Origin of the sequence: Paenibacillus vietnamensis, from assembly GCF_020169515.1 — a bacterium.
GTDB lineage: Bacteria > Bacillota > Bacilli > Paenibacillales > Paenibacillaceae > Pristimantibacillus > Pristimantibacillus vietnamensis.
In genome coordinates, this window is record NZ_JAHMHW010000007.1 from 61,244 (window position 1) to 75,545 (window position 14,302).

At 56.3% G+C, this 14,302-nt stretch carries 13 protein-coding genes; 10 read left to right on the plus strand and 3 right to left on the minus strand.

The annotated features are described in order from the left end of the window. Window positions 1-128 precede the first annotated feature (128 nt). Window positions 129-941 (plus strand): purine-nucleoside phosphorylase, encoded by an 813-nt coding sequence (locus KP806_RS15540; RefSeq protein WP_397376411.1) that lies wholly within the window; start codon window positions 129-131, stop codon window positions 939-941. A gap of 571 nt (window positions 942-1,512) precedes the next feature. Next, window positions 1,513-3,177, plus strand: a complete 1,665-nt coding sequence (locus KP806_RS15545; protein WP_224724622.1) for a PAS domain S-box protein — start codon at window positions 1,513-1,515, stop codon at window positions 3,175-3,177. 78 nt (window positions 3,178-3,255) lie between these two features. On the opposite strand, the gene KP806_RS15550 is transcribed toward KP806_RS15545, so the two are convergent. Beyond that, on the minus strand, window positions 3,256-3,717 hold the full coding sequence (locus tag KP806_RS15550; RefSeq protein WP_224724623.1) for a cupin domain-containing protein: 462 nt from the start codon (window positions 3,715-3,717) through the stop codon (window positions 3,256-3,258). 202 nt (window positions 3,718-3,919) lie between these two features. On the opposite strand from KP806_RS15550, the gene KP806_RS15555 reads away from it, so the two are divergent. The 8 genes from KP806_RS15555 to KP806_RS15590 all read left to right on the plus strand — a co-directional run bounded on the left by KP806_RS15555 (window position 3,920) and on the right by KP806_RS15590 (window position 11,046). Next, on the plus strand, window positions 3,920-4,285 hold the full coding sequence (locus KP806_RS15555; RefSeq protein WP_224724624.1) for a hypothetical protein: 366 nt from the start codon (window positions 3,920-3,922) through the stop codon (window positions 4,283-4,285). 48 nt (window positions 4,286-4,333) lie between these two features. Beyond that, complete coding sequence (locus tag KP806_RS15560; protein ID WP_224724625.1) at window positions 4,334-4,825, plus strand: cation:proton antiporter regulatory subunit; 492 nt, start codon at window positions 4,334-4,336, stop codon at window positions 4,823-4,825. A gap of 2 nt (window positions 4,826-4,827) precedes the next feature. Further along, window positions 4,828-6,069: a cation:proton antiporter gene (locus tag KP806_RS15565; protein WP_224724626.1), complete on the plus strand. Its 1,242-nt coding sequence runs from the start codon at window positions 4,828-4,830 to the stop codon at window positions 6,067-6,069. Between the two features lie 440 nt (window positions 6,070-6,509). Then, a complete protein-coding gene (locus tag KP806_RS15570; protein ID WP_224724627.1) occupies window positions 6,510-7,187 on the plus strand; it encodes a response regulator transcription factor in 678 nt (225 codons plus the stop codon). Continuing rightward, window positions 7,184-8,572 carry a HAMP domain-containing sensor histidine kinase gene (locus KP806_RS15575; protein ID WP_224724629.1) on the plus strand — a complete coding sequence of 463 codons (1,389 nt, stop codon included), beginning with the start codon at window positions 7,184-7,186 and terminating at the stop codon, window positions 8,570-8,572. The genes KP806_RS15570 and KP806_RS15575 overlap by 4 nt, the downstream gene beginning before the upstream one ends. 94 nt (window positions 8,573-8,666) lie before the next feature. Continuing rightward, the gene (locus KP806_RS15580) at window positions 8,667-9,584 is read left to right on the plus strand and encodes an ABC transporter ATP-binding protein (RefSeq protein WP_224724630.1); all 918 of its coding nucleotides are present in this window, start codon (window positions 8,667-8,669) and stop codon (window positions 9,582-9,584) included. Continuing rightward, window positions 9,581-10,294: an ABC transporter permease gene (locus KP806_RS15585; RefSeq protein WP_224724631.1), complete on the plus strand. Its 714-nt coding sequence runs from the start codon at window positions 9,581-9,583 to the stop codon at window positions 10,292-10,294. The genes KP806_RS15580 and KP806_RS15585 overlap by 4 nt, the downstream gene beginning before the upstream one ends. A gap of 2 nt (window positions 10,295-10,296) precedes the next feature. Beyond that, entirely contained in the window at window positions 10,297-11,046 is a 750-nt protein-coding gene (locus tag KP806_RS15590) for an ABC transporter permease (protein ID WP_224724771.1), read from the plus strand. A 588-nt stretch (window positions 11,047-11,634) separates the two neighbouring features. Here KP806_RS15590 and KP806_RS15595 read toward each other — a convergent pair. Together KP806_RS15595 and fdhD are read right to left on the minus strand one after the other, a co-directional pair. Further along, window positions 11,635-13,353: an ABC transporter ATP-binding protein gene (locus KP806_RS15595; protein WP_224724632.1), complete on the minus strand. Its 1,719-nt coding sequence runs from the start codon at window positions 13,351-13,353 to the stop codon at window positions 11,635-11,637. 108 nt (window positions 13,354-13,461) lie between these two features. Next, window positions 13,462-14,289 carry a formate dehydrogenase accessory sulfurtransferase FdhD gene (fdhD, locus tag KP806_RS15600; protein WP_224724633.1) on the minus strand — a complete coding sequence of 276 codons (828 nt, stop codon included), beginning with the start codon at window positions 14,287-14,289 and terminating at the stop codon, window positions 13,462-13,464. Window positions 14,290-14,302 lie beyond the last annotated feature (13 nt).

A 14,302-nucleotide genomic window follows, 5' to 3' on the forward strand; every position in this document is an offset into this window, starting at 1 on the left:
CGCGACAAATACTCCACAGCAAGCGGCGTTGCATCCAGACTCGATTTCCGTCCTATTTTACTTCCGCCCGATTCGTAGGCTATGATGGCATTAGCATACAGAATAAGGAGGACAACCCCTTGGAAAATATGTTAAGCAAAATCAACGAAGCCGCGGCGTACATCCGCGACCGTCTGAAAGCCAAACCGCAAATCGGCCTTATTCTGGGCTCGGGCCTCGGCGTCATGGCCGACGAGGTTACCGATGCCATCGTTATTCCTTATGAACAAATCCCTCACTTCCCTGTTTCAACGGTTGAAGGCCACTCCGGCGAGCTTGTCATCGGACAGCTCGAAGGCAAAACCGTACTCGTCATGAAGGGCAGGTTCCATTATTACGAAGGTTACTCCATGAAGGAAGTTGTGTTCCCCGTCTATGTCATGAAACAGATCGGGATCGGCACGCTGCTGGTCACAAACGCCGCCGGCGGCATGAACCGTTCCTTCGCGGCAGGCGACCTGATGCTGATTACCGATCATATTAACAACACAGGCAGCAATCCGCTTATGGGGGCCAATATTCCGGAGCTCGGTCCTCGCTTTCCGGATATGTCGCAAGCCTACAACCGCGAGCTCCGCTCCATCGTCGCAGGCCGGGCCGAAGCGCTTGGCATCAAGCTGCAGCAAGGAGTATACGTGAGCATCTCCGGACCGGCCTACTGTACGCCTGCCGAGCTGACGATGATGGCCGGCTGGGGCGCCGACGCCGTCGGCATGTCGACCGCTCCGGAGGTCATTGCCGCCAACTATGCGGGAATGCGCGTCGCTGGCATTACCTGCATCACCGATATGGCGATCGGCGACGAGCTGGAGCCGCTGACCCACGAGCAGGTCGTTCGAGTGGCGGAAGAGGCCCGGCCGACATTCATTTCCCTCGTCAAAGCGTCGGTAGGCACATTTTAGCTGAAACTCCGAGGTTGATAACGCCCCAAGCTGCAGCTTGGGGCGCCTTTTTTGTTAGCAACATCAAATTATAGTTTCCGGAGCAGATTTGCTCCCGCCCCACTCCGAACCTTCGAGCGTACTCATCCAACGTCGACGCTTCATGCAGCATCCATAACCGGATTTAGTGCAGTTATTTCTTAAGTAATTTTAGCATTGGAAATGATAAATGGATTCGATACAGCTAAATAGCCGCTTTTCCTCCAATTCCACCTTTCCCCGCCATTTTGATACATAAAATCCAGCTATTTTTTGAAAAATCGGCACCACGGCGAAATTAGATACACGCAATCCATTTATTGCACACATGATCCACGATGTCAGCTCCGTTAGCATCGCGCCACCAGCGAGTACCGAGACAAAGGACTTTCGAACCACCCTAACCGCGAATTTTGTTGAAAAAAGTCATTTCCATGTAAATATTGGTTGTATTTTGTAGACAAAAGCCTGCACCTGCACTATTCTGTACTAGAAGAGTACGAGTAAATTACCGGAAGATACTCCAGTTCCCACAACAGGTGAGGTGCACAGCTTGACCCCGATTCAGAAACCGGACCGCGAAGCGGATCTGTTCCGCAGCGCCTTCTATTACGCCCCGACCGGCATGGCTTTAGTCGCCTTAAACGGCCGCATGATGCTCGCCAACCCCTCTGCGCTGGCAATGCTGGGCTACGAGGAAGAGGAGCTGTACGGCATGACATACGCGGATATTACACATCCCGAAGATGTCGAGCCGGACCTGCACTGCGTCAAACAGCTGCTGAACGGCGAAATCGATTCGTATCAGCTTAAGAAACGATATCTACATAAATCAGGAAGCATCGTCACCGCCCTTCTGACAGTGTCGCTCGTTTTCGACAAGCAGGGCATTCCCCTGCATTTTATTTCGCAGATGCTGGATATGACGAATCAGATGAAAGCCGAGAACGAGGTGCAGCAGCTTACCAGACGGATTTCCAATATTTTGGAGAGCATCTCGGACGTCTTCTTCACGCTGGACGATCAAGCCCGTTTCATCTATGTCAACAATGCAGCATGCGCCCTGTTCAATAGAACCGAAGAACAACTGATCGGCGAAAGGATCTGGGCTTTGTTCCCCTGGCTCCGGGAAACCGTCAGCGGCCGGGAATACCGGATCGCTCTCGAGACGCAGCAGCCGCGCATGTACGAACAGTTCATTCCCCTGCTTAACCAATGGTTCGAAGCGAATATCTACCCGTCCGAATCCGGCACGTCCATTCATATCCGCGAGGTAACGCGGCGCAAGCGCACGGCCGACAAGCTGCAGGAAAGCGAAAAAAGCTTCCGTCTGCTTGCCGAGAATTCCAGCGATATGATCTCGAAGCACGGCCGGGACGGTTCGTTCACCTACGTCTCGCCTGCCTGCTACCTTCTGCTCGGCTACCGGAACGACGAGATGATTGGACGGACGCCCTTACATTTCTGCCATCCCGACGACAAGCAGCGTATGATCGATAACCAGGAGCTGATCTACGTCCAGCAGGATTCGAACACAATTACTTACCGGCTCCGGCGCAAGGACGGCGAGTACCGCTGGTTCGAGACAACGAGCAACGTCGTCTTCCACGATGAGGATTTGACTTACACGACGGTCGCCGTCTCCAGAGACATCACCCCCCGCAAAGAGGTCGAGCTGCAAATGCTGGAGCAGTACAGAATTTTGCATGCGCTCTCACATATGGATGAGTTAACAAGCATTGCCAACCGACGCACCTTCGACGAGACCTGGAACCGGGAATGGGAGGATGCGCACCGCCACGATATGCCTTTGTCCCTTCTTCTTTGCGATATCGACGACTTCAAGCTGTACAACGATTCGTTCGGGCACCAGAAGGGCGACGAATGCCTCCGGTCCATCGCCATCTGCATGAGAAAGATGCTGAAACGGCCGCTTGATATCGTGACCCGGTACGGAGGCGAGGAATTTGCCGTCATTCTGCCGCAGACGGGTGAGGAACGGGCGGCCAGAATAGCGGAGCAGCTGCGCGAAGCGGTGTTCCGGCTGCAAATTCCGCATGCGGAGCCGACAGGCAGGCCTTTTGTCACGATAAGCCTCGGAGCGTCTACTTGGAAGCCTGGCTCCGACATGACCCGGGACGAATTGTTCGTGCACGCCGACCAGGCGCTTTACCGGGCAAAACGCGAGGGCAAAAACAGGTCCTCCATCCCATCCTGACGGAACGATAAAAAAGCTCACAGCCGCGGAGCTGCCGCTTGGCCGTGAGCATTTTTTTAGGATAGCTTTCGTGCAAAATTAACGCTTGATCAGTTTAAAATCGTCGTAATGGAAGCCTGGAGCGACGACGCAGGATACGAGCACGGGCTCGTCGCCGAGCGGGCGCGCCATCTGCCATTCGTTCGCCGGCACAAGCGCTTGGGGCTGGTGTCCCGCCTCCACGTCCGGACCGACGATAATTTCCCGGCGGACCGACGGATCTTCTGCAGTGCCGCCCAGCGTCAGCATAAGCGGACTGCCGGAATGCCACAGCCAGAGCTCGTCCGAATAAACGGTATGCCAGTCGGAAAACTCATCCGGGTGCAGAAGAAAATAAATCGAGGATGCCGCGAATCTCGGTCCCGAGTAAGGGGCGCCCAGCACTTCGTGCGGAATCGTGAAGCCGGCCTTCCATATTTCTTTGTACCATCCGCCCTCGACATGCGGCTTCAAATCAAGCGCCTGCACGAGCGGAGACAGCTGTTTCACTAATGCTCCCATCTCTCTACCTTCTTTCTATCTCGAAAAATCATTCCCCCATTGTATATCGGTCCGCCTGAAGCGTCAATTCAGTAACCGGGTGGGGATGGTAGGCAATGGTTCATAAAATTGCCGCAGTAATATATGGAACACACTTTGTTATTTCACATTTATAAGTTATACTTATATTAACTAACTTTTTTACCGCTTGGGAGGTGAGCAGATGAACCGGATCATAAGCATCGATGAAAGGCTGTACCGCAGCCGGATTATGCATGTGCTTCTTATCGTTCCGCTGCTCCTTGCAGCTCTGTTTGCGTACCAGGCGGGCAATTCCTTCGAGCTTACAGCCGGCGCCAGCCGCGTGAGCAACGTCTCCAGGGCAACCTTTGAAATGTCGGACAGGGAAAAAGCGGGCCGCAAGCAATTGTGGCTGCTCAAAGCGAGGGCGCTGGCTTTCGTTCGCGCGCTTGTCCGCGTTTATTTGCTGCCCCCGCACCCTTTCTATGCCCTAAGCAGTGCCGTGCCGCAGCGCATGCGCGATCTGCTGATGACCCCGATTAAATTCACCTCCAGGTATGTTGGCTAAACTTCTCATTTTGTTCGAATACGATCAACAAATGAGGAGGCACAATTCATGAATATCCGAGAATCCGACCTGCCCGGCATCGGGCGCAAATACCAAGTCATGACGCGCAGCGGAGACAAATTCGTCATCATTATCCATGACGACGGTCGCCGCGAGCTGTACCATTTCGACTACGACGATCCGGACGACAGCATCTCCATGGTAACGCTCGAGGACGAGGAAGCGAGACAGATCGCCGCCATCGTCGGCGGAATGACGTATAAGCCGAAAGCGCTGGAGACGATCGAAGTCGCGCTTGACGACCTGACGATCGAATGGTACAAAATCGAGCCGAACTCCGCCTGCATCGGCAGATCGATCGGCGAAGCGAATATCCGCCAAACGACCGGCGCGACGATCATCGCAGCGGTAGAGAAAGACGCCAAGCATATCAATCCGGGTCCCGACTACGTTTTCAAGCCTGACACCACCCTGATCGTTGCAGGGGAACGCCAGCATTTGAAGCTTCTTAAGCTGATGCTGCAAAACGGGAGCCGTTAATTATGGATCACATGGTGCTGGAAATCGGTCTTGCCGTCGTTCTTATTGCCTTAGTCGGGCTATTGGCGTCCAAAATTCGGTTTTCCGTCATCCCGTTTTATATCTTGATCGGCATGGCCGTAGGTCCGCATGCGCCGCACGTCGGCATATTGGACTTCAGGTTTATTCATAGTGCAGAGCTCATTGAATTCATGGGGCGGCTGGGCGTGCTTTTCCTGCTGTTCTATTTGGGTCTGGAGTTTTCTGTAGGCCGGTTGATGAAATCGGGCCGCAATATTGCGGTTGGCGGAACGATCTATATTTTGATCAATTTCACATTAGGTTTGTTTTTCGGCTGGATCAACGGCTTTCCCGTTGCGGAGACGATGGTCATAGCAGGCATTACAACGATTTCTTCAAGCGCAATCGTCGCGAAGGTGCTCGTGGATTTGAAGCGCACGGCCAACCCGGAGACCGAGATGATTCTCGGGATCATCATGTTTGAGGATATTTTCCTCGCGGTGTATATTTCCGTGCTGTCCGGGCTGGTACTGAGCGATTCGTCCTCTCTGGGCGGCGTCCTGCTGTCCGCTTCGTACGCGCTGGGCTTCATGCTTCTCTTTCTTATTATCGGGCGCAAGGCCGCTCCTTTACTCAATAAATTTTTTAATATCCGCTCGAATGAGCTGTTCCTGCTGCTTGTCTTCGGCATCCTGTTCCTCGTGGCAGGCTTCTCCGAGACGATTCACGTCGCCGAAGCGATCGGCGCTCTTCTCGTCGGCCTCGTGCTGGCGGAGACGGTCCATATGAAGCGAATCGAGCATATGATCCTGCCGTTCCGCGACTTCTTCGGCGCTCTCTTCTTCTTCAGCTTTGGCCTGACGATCGATCCGTTCGCGCTCGGCGGCGCAGTGTGGCTGTCGCTCGGCGCGGTCGCGATCACGCTCTTCGGCAATTTCCTCGCCGGCATGCTGGCGGGAAAGAGCGCGGGCCTGTCGCCGAAGGCGTCCGCCAACATCGGCCTGACGATCGTGTCGCGAGGCGAGTTTTCCATCATTATGGCGAACCTGGGCAAAGCGGGCGGCCTGCTGGATATGCTCCAGCCGTTCGCGGCGCTGTACGTGCTGATCCTCGCGATACTGGGCCCGCTCCTGACGAAGGAGTCGAAGACGATTTTCAAGAGCCTGAACGTAGTGTTCCGGTGGGAAAAAGCGAAAAAGCCCCTCAGTCCCGAGACTGCCAAGGACTCCGCGGGGGGAGTATAAGAATGAGCCGGCTGAGGGTGACCTCGGCCGGTTTTTTTGCGGCTGGATGTTGGTTGAGATTGGTACGTGGCGGATGTAGCTCCGGGTGAAAGTATTGCTTAGGCGTGCGGCGCTTAGTGAATATGGCGTCAGGAGAGCTGCTTTTTTAGTATCGCTTTATAGAAGTAAATGGATTTCATGTATCTAATTCACCGGATTTTTCTTCCCTCGATGAAAATAATTGTATTTTGTGTATATAATCCCGCCGAAAATTACGAATCCGGCTCATTTGCATGATTTATATACTAGAAATACAGTTATACTGCCGATGACCGCCCTTCCGGCAAAAATAAAGACATCCCATCCATTTATTTGTCGCCCCCGCCCGCTCTCCCTTATAATCGAATCGAAACCGGTAACCCCGCAAGAACCAATTTACATAAAGAAGGGAAGCGGACTCCATGAGTGCAGCTTTGTTATATATCGAGGATGATCAAGAAATTGGAAGCTTTGTCAGTACGCATTTGAAGGAGCAGGGCTACGAGGTGAACTGGGTGACGAGCGGCGAGAGAGCTCTTGAGGCGGCAGCCGGCTGCAGGCTGGTCATTCTCGATGTCATGCTGCCCGGCCTCGACGGCTTCACGGTAGGACAACGGCTGAAAAAAGCGGAGCCGGACATCCCCATTCTGATGCTGTCGGCACGTACATCGATCGACGACAAGCTGCAGGGGCTGCAGTTTGCGGACGATTATTTGACCAAGCCGTTCCATCCCGACGAGCTGACGGCGCGCATCGAAGTGCTGCTCCGCCGGTCGGGCAATCGCTCATCCGCGGAGCCGCTCGCCATCAAGCATTTGCTCGTCTACGAACAGCAAAACCGCGTGGAAAACGGCGAAACGGGCGAGGAAATTACGCTGACGGGCAAGCAGTTTCATATTTTCAGCTATTTGCTGCGGCATCTGGGCCAAATCCTCACCAAAGAGCAAATCTACGAGGCGGTCTGGGGCGAGCCTTATATCGAAGGGGACAAAACGCTGCAGGTGCATATCCGGTATTTGCGCGAAAAGCTCGAGCGGGACCCCGCAGCCCCCGAAATCGTCGAAACGGTGCGCGGCATCGGCTATCGGGTGCGCAAGTGAGGAAAGCTGGCACGAGAGAAGGCGGCATCCGCTTCCGCCAAACGCTGCTGTCCCGCTATCTGCTGATCATTTTGTTCGCGTTTATGTTTATACCGGTTATTTTCCCTCTCACCTCCATCGGTTATATGGTCATGCAGAAGAACGCGAATCCGCAATCCGATTATTTAAAATACGGCAATGCCGCATCGCTGGAAGCCATGTGGCACAAGGAAGCCTCCCTTCTGTCCGAGGCGCAGCCGGAGCGGATCGACGGCAGGCTTCGCGAGCTGAAGCAGGCTTATCCCGAAGCCTCGGTTTTCTGGGTCGACGCTTCAGGTGCGACCCGGCTGCAGATGCCGGAGCAGGACCGGCTTCCCGCGCAATGGACGCAGGCGGACGCGATCCGGTTCATGAAAGCCAGCGTAGGCGGCGACCCTTATACCGTCGTTGCGTTCATCGGCCAGGCAAGCGGCGCGGAAACCGGCTTTATGGTTATGCAGATGCCTCGCTCGGTCATCGAAATACAGAACCCGATCGGCGTGGATACGCCGTATTATATCGCTTTTATTTTTGTCATGTTCGTGTTCTTCATCGCACTGTCCCTGCTTTTCTTCCGGCATATCCGCCGGCGGCTGCTGCGGCTGCAAGCCGCGATGGCCGTCCATGGAGACGACGGTCTGCCAATGCCGGTCGTGCAAACCAAGCCGGACGAAATCGGCCAGCTGGAGCAGTCCTTCAACCGCATGGTCGAGCAGCTTAAGGCCGGCAAGGAACGGGAGCGCGCCGAGGAGGAGCTGCGCAAGCGGCTGATCGCGAATTTATCTCATGACCTGCGCACCCCGCTCACCGTAATGAACAGCCATGTCTACTCGTTAAGAAAAGAAGCGCTGAGTGAAGCAGGCCAAGCAGCCGTCAAGCAAATCGAGCAAAAAATCGCCGGCACCGGCAGCCTCATCGACAACCTGCTGTCCTACACGCTCATGACGAGCGGCCGCTATCCCTTGAAGTTGGAGCGCCAGGACATGCTTCGCCTCATCAGGGAAAGCGCCGCCGACTGGTATCCGCTTTGGGAGCAGGAAGGCATCGAAGCGGACATCGGCCTGCCGGACGAATCGGTCTATTGGCGGATCGACAAGGAAGGCTTCCGCCGCGTGCTGGACAACCTGTTCCAGAACGTTGTCCGCCATGCGAAGGGCGGCCGGTATATCGGCATTTCCGTGGAGGCGCACGGGGACAGGCAGATCCTCTCCGTCTGCGACCGCGGAGCGGGAATGAATGCGGACTCCGGCGGCAAAGGCGCAGGCATTGGTCTGGCCATCGTCGGCTATCTCCTGTCGGAGATGGGTCTTGCGTGGCACACCGAAAGCGCGGACAGCGGCACGAAGGTGCTCATCTATCCGAAGTGAGGCTTCGGACGGAATGTTTTTTAAACTGAATTTAAACTTGGCCCCCTCTTCGTTTTAACCTTCGGCCGGTAAAGTTATCGGTGAGGTGATTCGCATGAACGAATGGGTTATTGAAACGAGGGCACTAAGCAAGCGCTACAAGGGGCGTTATGCGGTGTCGGGCCTGAATTTGAAAATCGCAAAAGGAGACATCTACGGCTTTCTCGGGCCGAACGGCGCGGGCAAAACGACGACGATCCGCATGCTGCTCGGCTTGATTAAGCCTTCGAGCGGCTCGGTTCATATTTTCGGGAAGGAGCTCCAAAAGGAGAGGTTGTCCATCCTCCGCAGAGTCGGCTCGCTGGTCGAATATCCGTCGTACTATGGCCACTTAAGCGCCGTCGACAATTTGGAAGCGATCCGGCGCATTCTGGATGTGCCCGTCGGCAAAATCGCCGAGGTGCTGGACATCGTCGGACTTGCGAAGGAAGCGCGCCGGCCGGTGAAGGGCTTCTCGCTCGGGATGAAGCAGCGGCTCGGCATCGCAAGCGCCCTGCTTGGCAGCCCGGAGCTGCTCGTGCTCGACGAGCCTACCAACGGGCTCGACCCGTCCGGCATCCTCGAGATCCGCGAGCTCATCAAGGATATGCCGAGGCAGCACGGCATTACGGTGCTCATCTCCAGCCACCTGCTCAGCGAAGTGGAGCTGACGGCCGGAACGGTCGGCATTATCCGCCAGGGCGAGCTTGTGTTCCAGGATACGATCGAAAGCCTGCACCGTCAGGCGCAGGGGCAGATCAGACTTGTCGTATCCGAACCGGAGCAGGCAACTGTAGCGCTGATGCAGCACGGGTTCCGGGCGGAGCTTAAGGAATCTGCGGTGTGGCTGAACGGTGGTCAGGGAGACGACGCCGTTGCGGGGGCGGTCAAGCGGCTCGTCGAACGGGAACATTCGGTCTACCGGGTCGAGGAGCGGCGCAAATCGCTGGAGGAGCTTTTTCTCCAGATCGTCGGGGAGGGACTGCGCGCATGATGGGCAAGGCGCTTTCTTCGGATTTTTTGAAAATACGCGGCAAAGGTCTCTGGTTTCTCGTCTTCCTCGGTCCGGCCGGACTCGTGGCGATGCAGGCGCTCAATTTCGGGCTTCGGTACGACTATTTGACGGAGCGGTATTCGGGGCGGCTTTGGGAGACGCTTCTTGAAAATATTCTGATGTTCGTCCCGATTGCGCTTTATTTGGGCATTACGCTGGTGGCTTCGCTGCTGGCCAATGTCGAGCATCACACGAACGCCTGGAAGCAGCTGCTCGCGCTGCCGATTGCCAGAAGCGCCGTATTCGGCGCGAAGTTCGCGCTTTGCTTTCTGCTGCTGGCCGTCTCCTGCTCGGTGCTCGCTGTCGGGACGATCGCGCTTGGCCTCAGCCTCCGGTTCGGCACGGACATTCCGTACGGTGACATTCTCAGGCTGAGCTTCATGCCTTTCCTCGCCGCCCTGCCGGCGCTTGCGCTGTTCCTATGGCTGTGCATGACGATGAAAAACCAGGCCCTTCCTATTACGCTAGGTGTCGTGCTTGCGATTGGCTCCGTTTTTTCGTACAGCTTGTCGGAGTGGGTCCCTGTGAATTGGCCTCTATTCGGTTATCATGGAACTCATCCATGGGCCTTTGCGGGGGCCGGCGCGGCGCTAGGCGCGGTGATTTTGCTGGCGGGTCTTCTCCATTTCGGCCGAAAGGATGTGAATTGATGATGTCCGGCTTCCTTCGATTGGCCGCTTCGGAGCGGCTAAAGCTGGCCAAATCGCCGATCTGGCTGCTCATTCCGCTGAGTCCGCTGCTATCGCTGGTGATCGGCCTGCTCGTCAATCTGGATGAGTTCGGCCAGGCGGATAACGCCATCAAGTATGAGGTGCTTGTCTCGGCGATGGCGGCCTTTCATGCGATGCTGTTTTTGCCGATTTTGACCGGCATCTTCTCCGCATTCGTGTGCAGGTACGAGCATGCCGGGGGCGGCTGGAAGCAGCTGCTGGCGATGCCGGTGTCGCGGACGGGGCTTTATTTTGCGAAGTTTTTGACCGTCGGGGCGCTGCTGGCGATTGCTCAGCTGCTGTTTCTGGGCGCGGTTGTCGCTGCAGCTTTTTATCAGGGGCTTGGCGATGGCGTGCCGTGGGGCATGCTGCTGACCAGCGTGTTCAGCGGCTGGCTGGCCTGCCTTCCGCTTGCCGCGCTGCAGCTGCTGGTCTCCGTAGGCTGGAGCAGCTTCGCCGCCCCTCTCGTCATCAACGTGATGCTGACGGTGCCGAACATGCTGGTGCTGAACTCGGAGCGGTTCGCTCCCTTTTATCCGTGGGCCCAGCCGATGCTGGCGATGCTTTCCTTTGGCGATTCCGAGCTCGGGAGGCTTGCGCTTCCGCTGGAGAACGTGCTGATCACCGTGACGGGCAGCTTCGTTGTATTTTTGGCCGCGGGGCTGGTTTATTTTAACCGGAAGGAGGTTTAGCCGCCCCTTTGGAGCTGGCGGGCCGGCTCGGGGTTGCGGAAGAACGCTAATTTCTAGCGTTGTTCCGCCCGGGCGGGTTACTTGGGGAGTAATAGCGATACGTTTTAGCTTTGTTCGCGGCTGGGGCGCTCGCATGTGGGGGTGTCGGGACGGCTGCAGGGCGGAAGAACGCTAATTTCTAGCGTTATTCCGGCGGGGCGAGTTACTTGGGGAGCAATAGCGATACGTTTTAGCGTTGTTCGCTGCCGGAGGCGCTCGCATGGGGGTGTCGGGACGGCTGCAGGGCGGAAGAACACTAATTTCTAGCGTTGTTCCGCCCGGGCGGGTTACTTGGGGAGCAATAGCGATACGTTTTAGCTTTGTTCGCGGCTGGGGCGCTCGCATGTGGGGGTGTCGGGACGGCTGCAGGGCGGAAGAACGCTAATTTCTAGCGTTATTCCGGCGGGGCGAGTTACTTGGGGAGCAATAGCGATACGTTTTAGCGTTGTTCGCGGCTGGGGCGCACGCATGTGGGGGCCCGGCAGTCGGGTCGCCCCAACACAAATGGCTTGGCCAGAGGCGTACCCGCCCCCTGCCAAGCCATTTCCCTTACCTGCCGCCGAACTGAGCCTGATGCAGGCGGCTGTATACGCCGCCGGTCGCGACGAGCTCGTCGTGCCGCCCCTGCTCGGTGATGCCCTCCTCGGTCACGACGACGATGCGGTCCGCATTTTTGATCGTCGCCAACCGGTGCGCGATCACAAGCGTCGTACGTCCGACCGACAGCTCGGCCAGAGACTGCTGGATCGCCGCTTCCGTCTCCGTATCAAGCGCCGAGGTCGCTTCGTCGAGAATGAGGATCGGTGGATTTTTCAGAAACATCCGCGCGATCGCCAGCCGCTGCTTCTGCCCGCCCGACAGCTTCACGCCGCGCTCGCCGATGACCGTGTCCAGCCCATTCGGCTGGGCTTGAATGAACTCCTCCAGCCGCGCCCGTCTGGCCGCCGTCCAAATTTCCTCCTCCGATGCGCCAAGCTTGCCGTATACGATGTTCTCCCGGATCGTTCCGGCGAACAGGAACACGTCCTGCTGCACGATTCCGATCTGCTTCCGCAGCGACTCCAGCTTCAAATCGCGGATATCGTGGCCGTCGATGATAATGCTGCCGGCCTCCGCTTCGTAGAAACGGGGCAGCAGGCTGCACAGCGTCGTTTTGCCGGCGCCGGACGGGCCTACGAAAGCGATGGTCTCGCCAGCGCGAATCGTCAGGCTAATATTTTGCAGAACCTTCGCTTCGCCCTCGTACCCGAACGTCACATTGCGATACTGAATATCGCCGTGCAGACGGTCCACGTGAACCGCATCCGGCTTATCCGACACGTCGGGAGCCGTCTCCATCAGCTGCATGAAGCGCTTAAAGCCGGCAATCCCCTTCGGATAACTTTCAATAACGGCATTAATTTTCTCGATCGGCTTGAAAAAAATATTCGTCAAAAGCACAAATGCCAGAAACTCCCCGTACGCAAGCTCCCCTTGGATAACGAACCAGGTGCCGGCGATCAGCACAAAAATCGAAACGAGCCGCATCAGCATGTACGTGATCGAGGAGTTCAAACCGATAAGCCGGTAAGAAAACAGCTTCGCGTCGCGAAAGCGCAAATTGTCCGCCTTGAACAGCTTGCCCTCGTGCTTCTCGTTTGAAAAAGCCTGAACGACGCGGATCCCGCCGACCGTATCTTCAACGCGGGCGTTGAAATTGGCCATGTTCGAGAACAGCGTGTCGACCGCTTTGGTCATTTTGCCGTTGAAGTACAGCACCAGCCAAATAATGACCGGAACAATAATAAACGTCAGCACCGCCAGCTCCAAATTAATATAAGCCATAATGCCGAACGCCCCGACCAGCGTCATCGCCGCGATGAACATATCCTCGGGCCCGTGGTGGGCCACCTCCCCGATCTCGAACAAATCGGTCGTCAGCCGCGAAATGAGATGCCCCGTCTTCGTATTGTCAAAAAAACGGAAGCTCAGCTTCTGCACATGATCGAACAGCTTCTTGCGCATGTCCGTCTCAATGTTGATTCCGAGCATATGGCCGTAGTAGGTGACAATGTACTGTAAAAGAGTATTAATGCAGTAAACAATTAACAATATTACACTAGCCGTCACGATGAGCCCCCAGTTCCTATCCGGCAACAGGGTATCGATCAGATAGCTGACGGCGAGCGGAAAGCCCAGCTCCAGCACGGCAAGCACGACCGCACAAAAGAAGTCGACCAGAAACAGCTTTTTGTAAGGCTTGTAATAGGAAAAAAATTGACGAAGCATCGTAACTCCTTCTCTGTCAGGCACCGCGGACCGAACCGGCCGCGGCAGCCGCATGCAGCTCATTGATAACCGTTTTCAATTAAATCATATCCAATCTATTTAACGCTGTCAATTAGCAGCCTCCGAATCGATAGCGATCCTCTCGGGGTGCGTATATACATTCATCTCGCCGCCGCGGATAAAACCGACGCACGTAATGCCGAGATCCTCCGCAAGGCGCAGCGCAAGGTCCGTCGGCGCCGACTTGCTGAGCAGGATGCCGCAGCCGATTTTGGCCGTTTTCAGCACGACCTCCGACGACAGCCTGCCGCTGAACGCGATCACCTTATCGCGGGTCCTTAATCGCCGCAGCAGGCAGTAACCGAACAGCTTATCCAGCGCATTGTGGCGCCCGATATCGGTCCGCACCGCCAGCAGCCCGCCCCCGGCCGTGCCGATGCCCGCATTGTGCACGCCGCCCGTGCTGCGGAATTCCGCGGAGCTGTCCTGCAGCTCCTGCATCAGGCGTAGACATTGCTCAGGCTCGATCACCGTGCGGGTCATAATCGTCCTTGCAGTGAGCATGTCGTTGTGAAAATAAAACTGCCGGCTCTTCCCGCAGCACGAGCCGATCACCCGCTTCGCATAACGGTCGATGCCCGATTCGTGCTTGTGCGCGAGTTCCGCATAAGCAAAGCCGGTATCTTCGTCAATGACCAGCGATTTCACCTGCCCCGCTTCGCGGATCACGCCCTCCGACGCCAGAAAGCCGATTACCAGCTCCCGCAGCTCGGAAGGCGAGCAGACGATCGTTGCGAATTCTACGCCGTCAAGCCTGATCGTAAGCGGAAATTCCGCGGCGATCTCATCCTCCCGTTCCGTCAGCCCGCTGCCGTCGTATTTGAGTATCGTCCATCGCGTCGTGTTCGGTTTCGATAATGGCTCTTGCTCCTCCATACCGCCGCTCCTC

Coding starts and splice junctions, on each gene's coding strand:
- KP806_RS15540 (WP_397376411.1), top strand. CDS start 129: ATGTTAAGCAAAATCAACGAAGCCGCGGCGTACATCCGCGACCGTCTG.
- KP806_RS15550 (WP_224724623.1), bottom strand. CDS start 3,717: ATGGGAGCATTAGTGAAACAGCTGTCTCCGCTCGTGCAGGCGCTTGAT.
- KP806_RS15555 (WP_224724624.1), top strand. CDS start 3,920: ATGAACCGGATCATAAGCATCGATGAAAGGCTGTACCGCAGCCGGATT.
- KP806_RS15560 (WP_224724625.1), top strand. CDS start 4,334: ATGAATATCCGAGAATCCGACCTGCCCGGCATCGGGCGCAAATACCAA.
- KP806_RS15565 (WP_224724626.1), top strand. CDS start 4,828: ATGGATCACATGGTGCTGGAAATCGGTCTTGCCGTCGTTCTTATTGCC.
- KP806_RS15570 (WP_224724627.1), top strand. CDS start 6,510: ATGAGTGCAGCTTTGTTATATATCGAGGATGATCAAGAAATTGGAAGC.
- KP806_RS15580 (WP_224724630.1), top strand. CDS start 8,667: ATGAACGAATGGGTTATTGAAACGAGGGCACTAAGCAAGCGCTACAAG.
- KP806_RS15585 (WP_224724631.1), top strand. CDS start 9,581: ATGATGGGCAAGGCGCTTTCTTCGGATTTTTTGAAAATACGCGGCAAA.
- KP806_RS15590 (WP_224724771.1), top strand. CDS start 10,297: ATGTCCGGCTTCCTTCGATTGGCCGCTTCGGAGCGGCTAAAGCTGGCC.
- KP806_RS15595 (WP_224724632.1), bottom strand. CDS start 13,353: ATGCTTCGTCAATTTTTTTCCTATTACAAGCCTTACAAAAAGCTGTTT.
- fdhD (WP_224724633.1), bottom strand. CDS start 14,289: ATGGAGGAGCAAGAGCCATTATCGAAACCGAACACGACGCGATGGACG.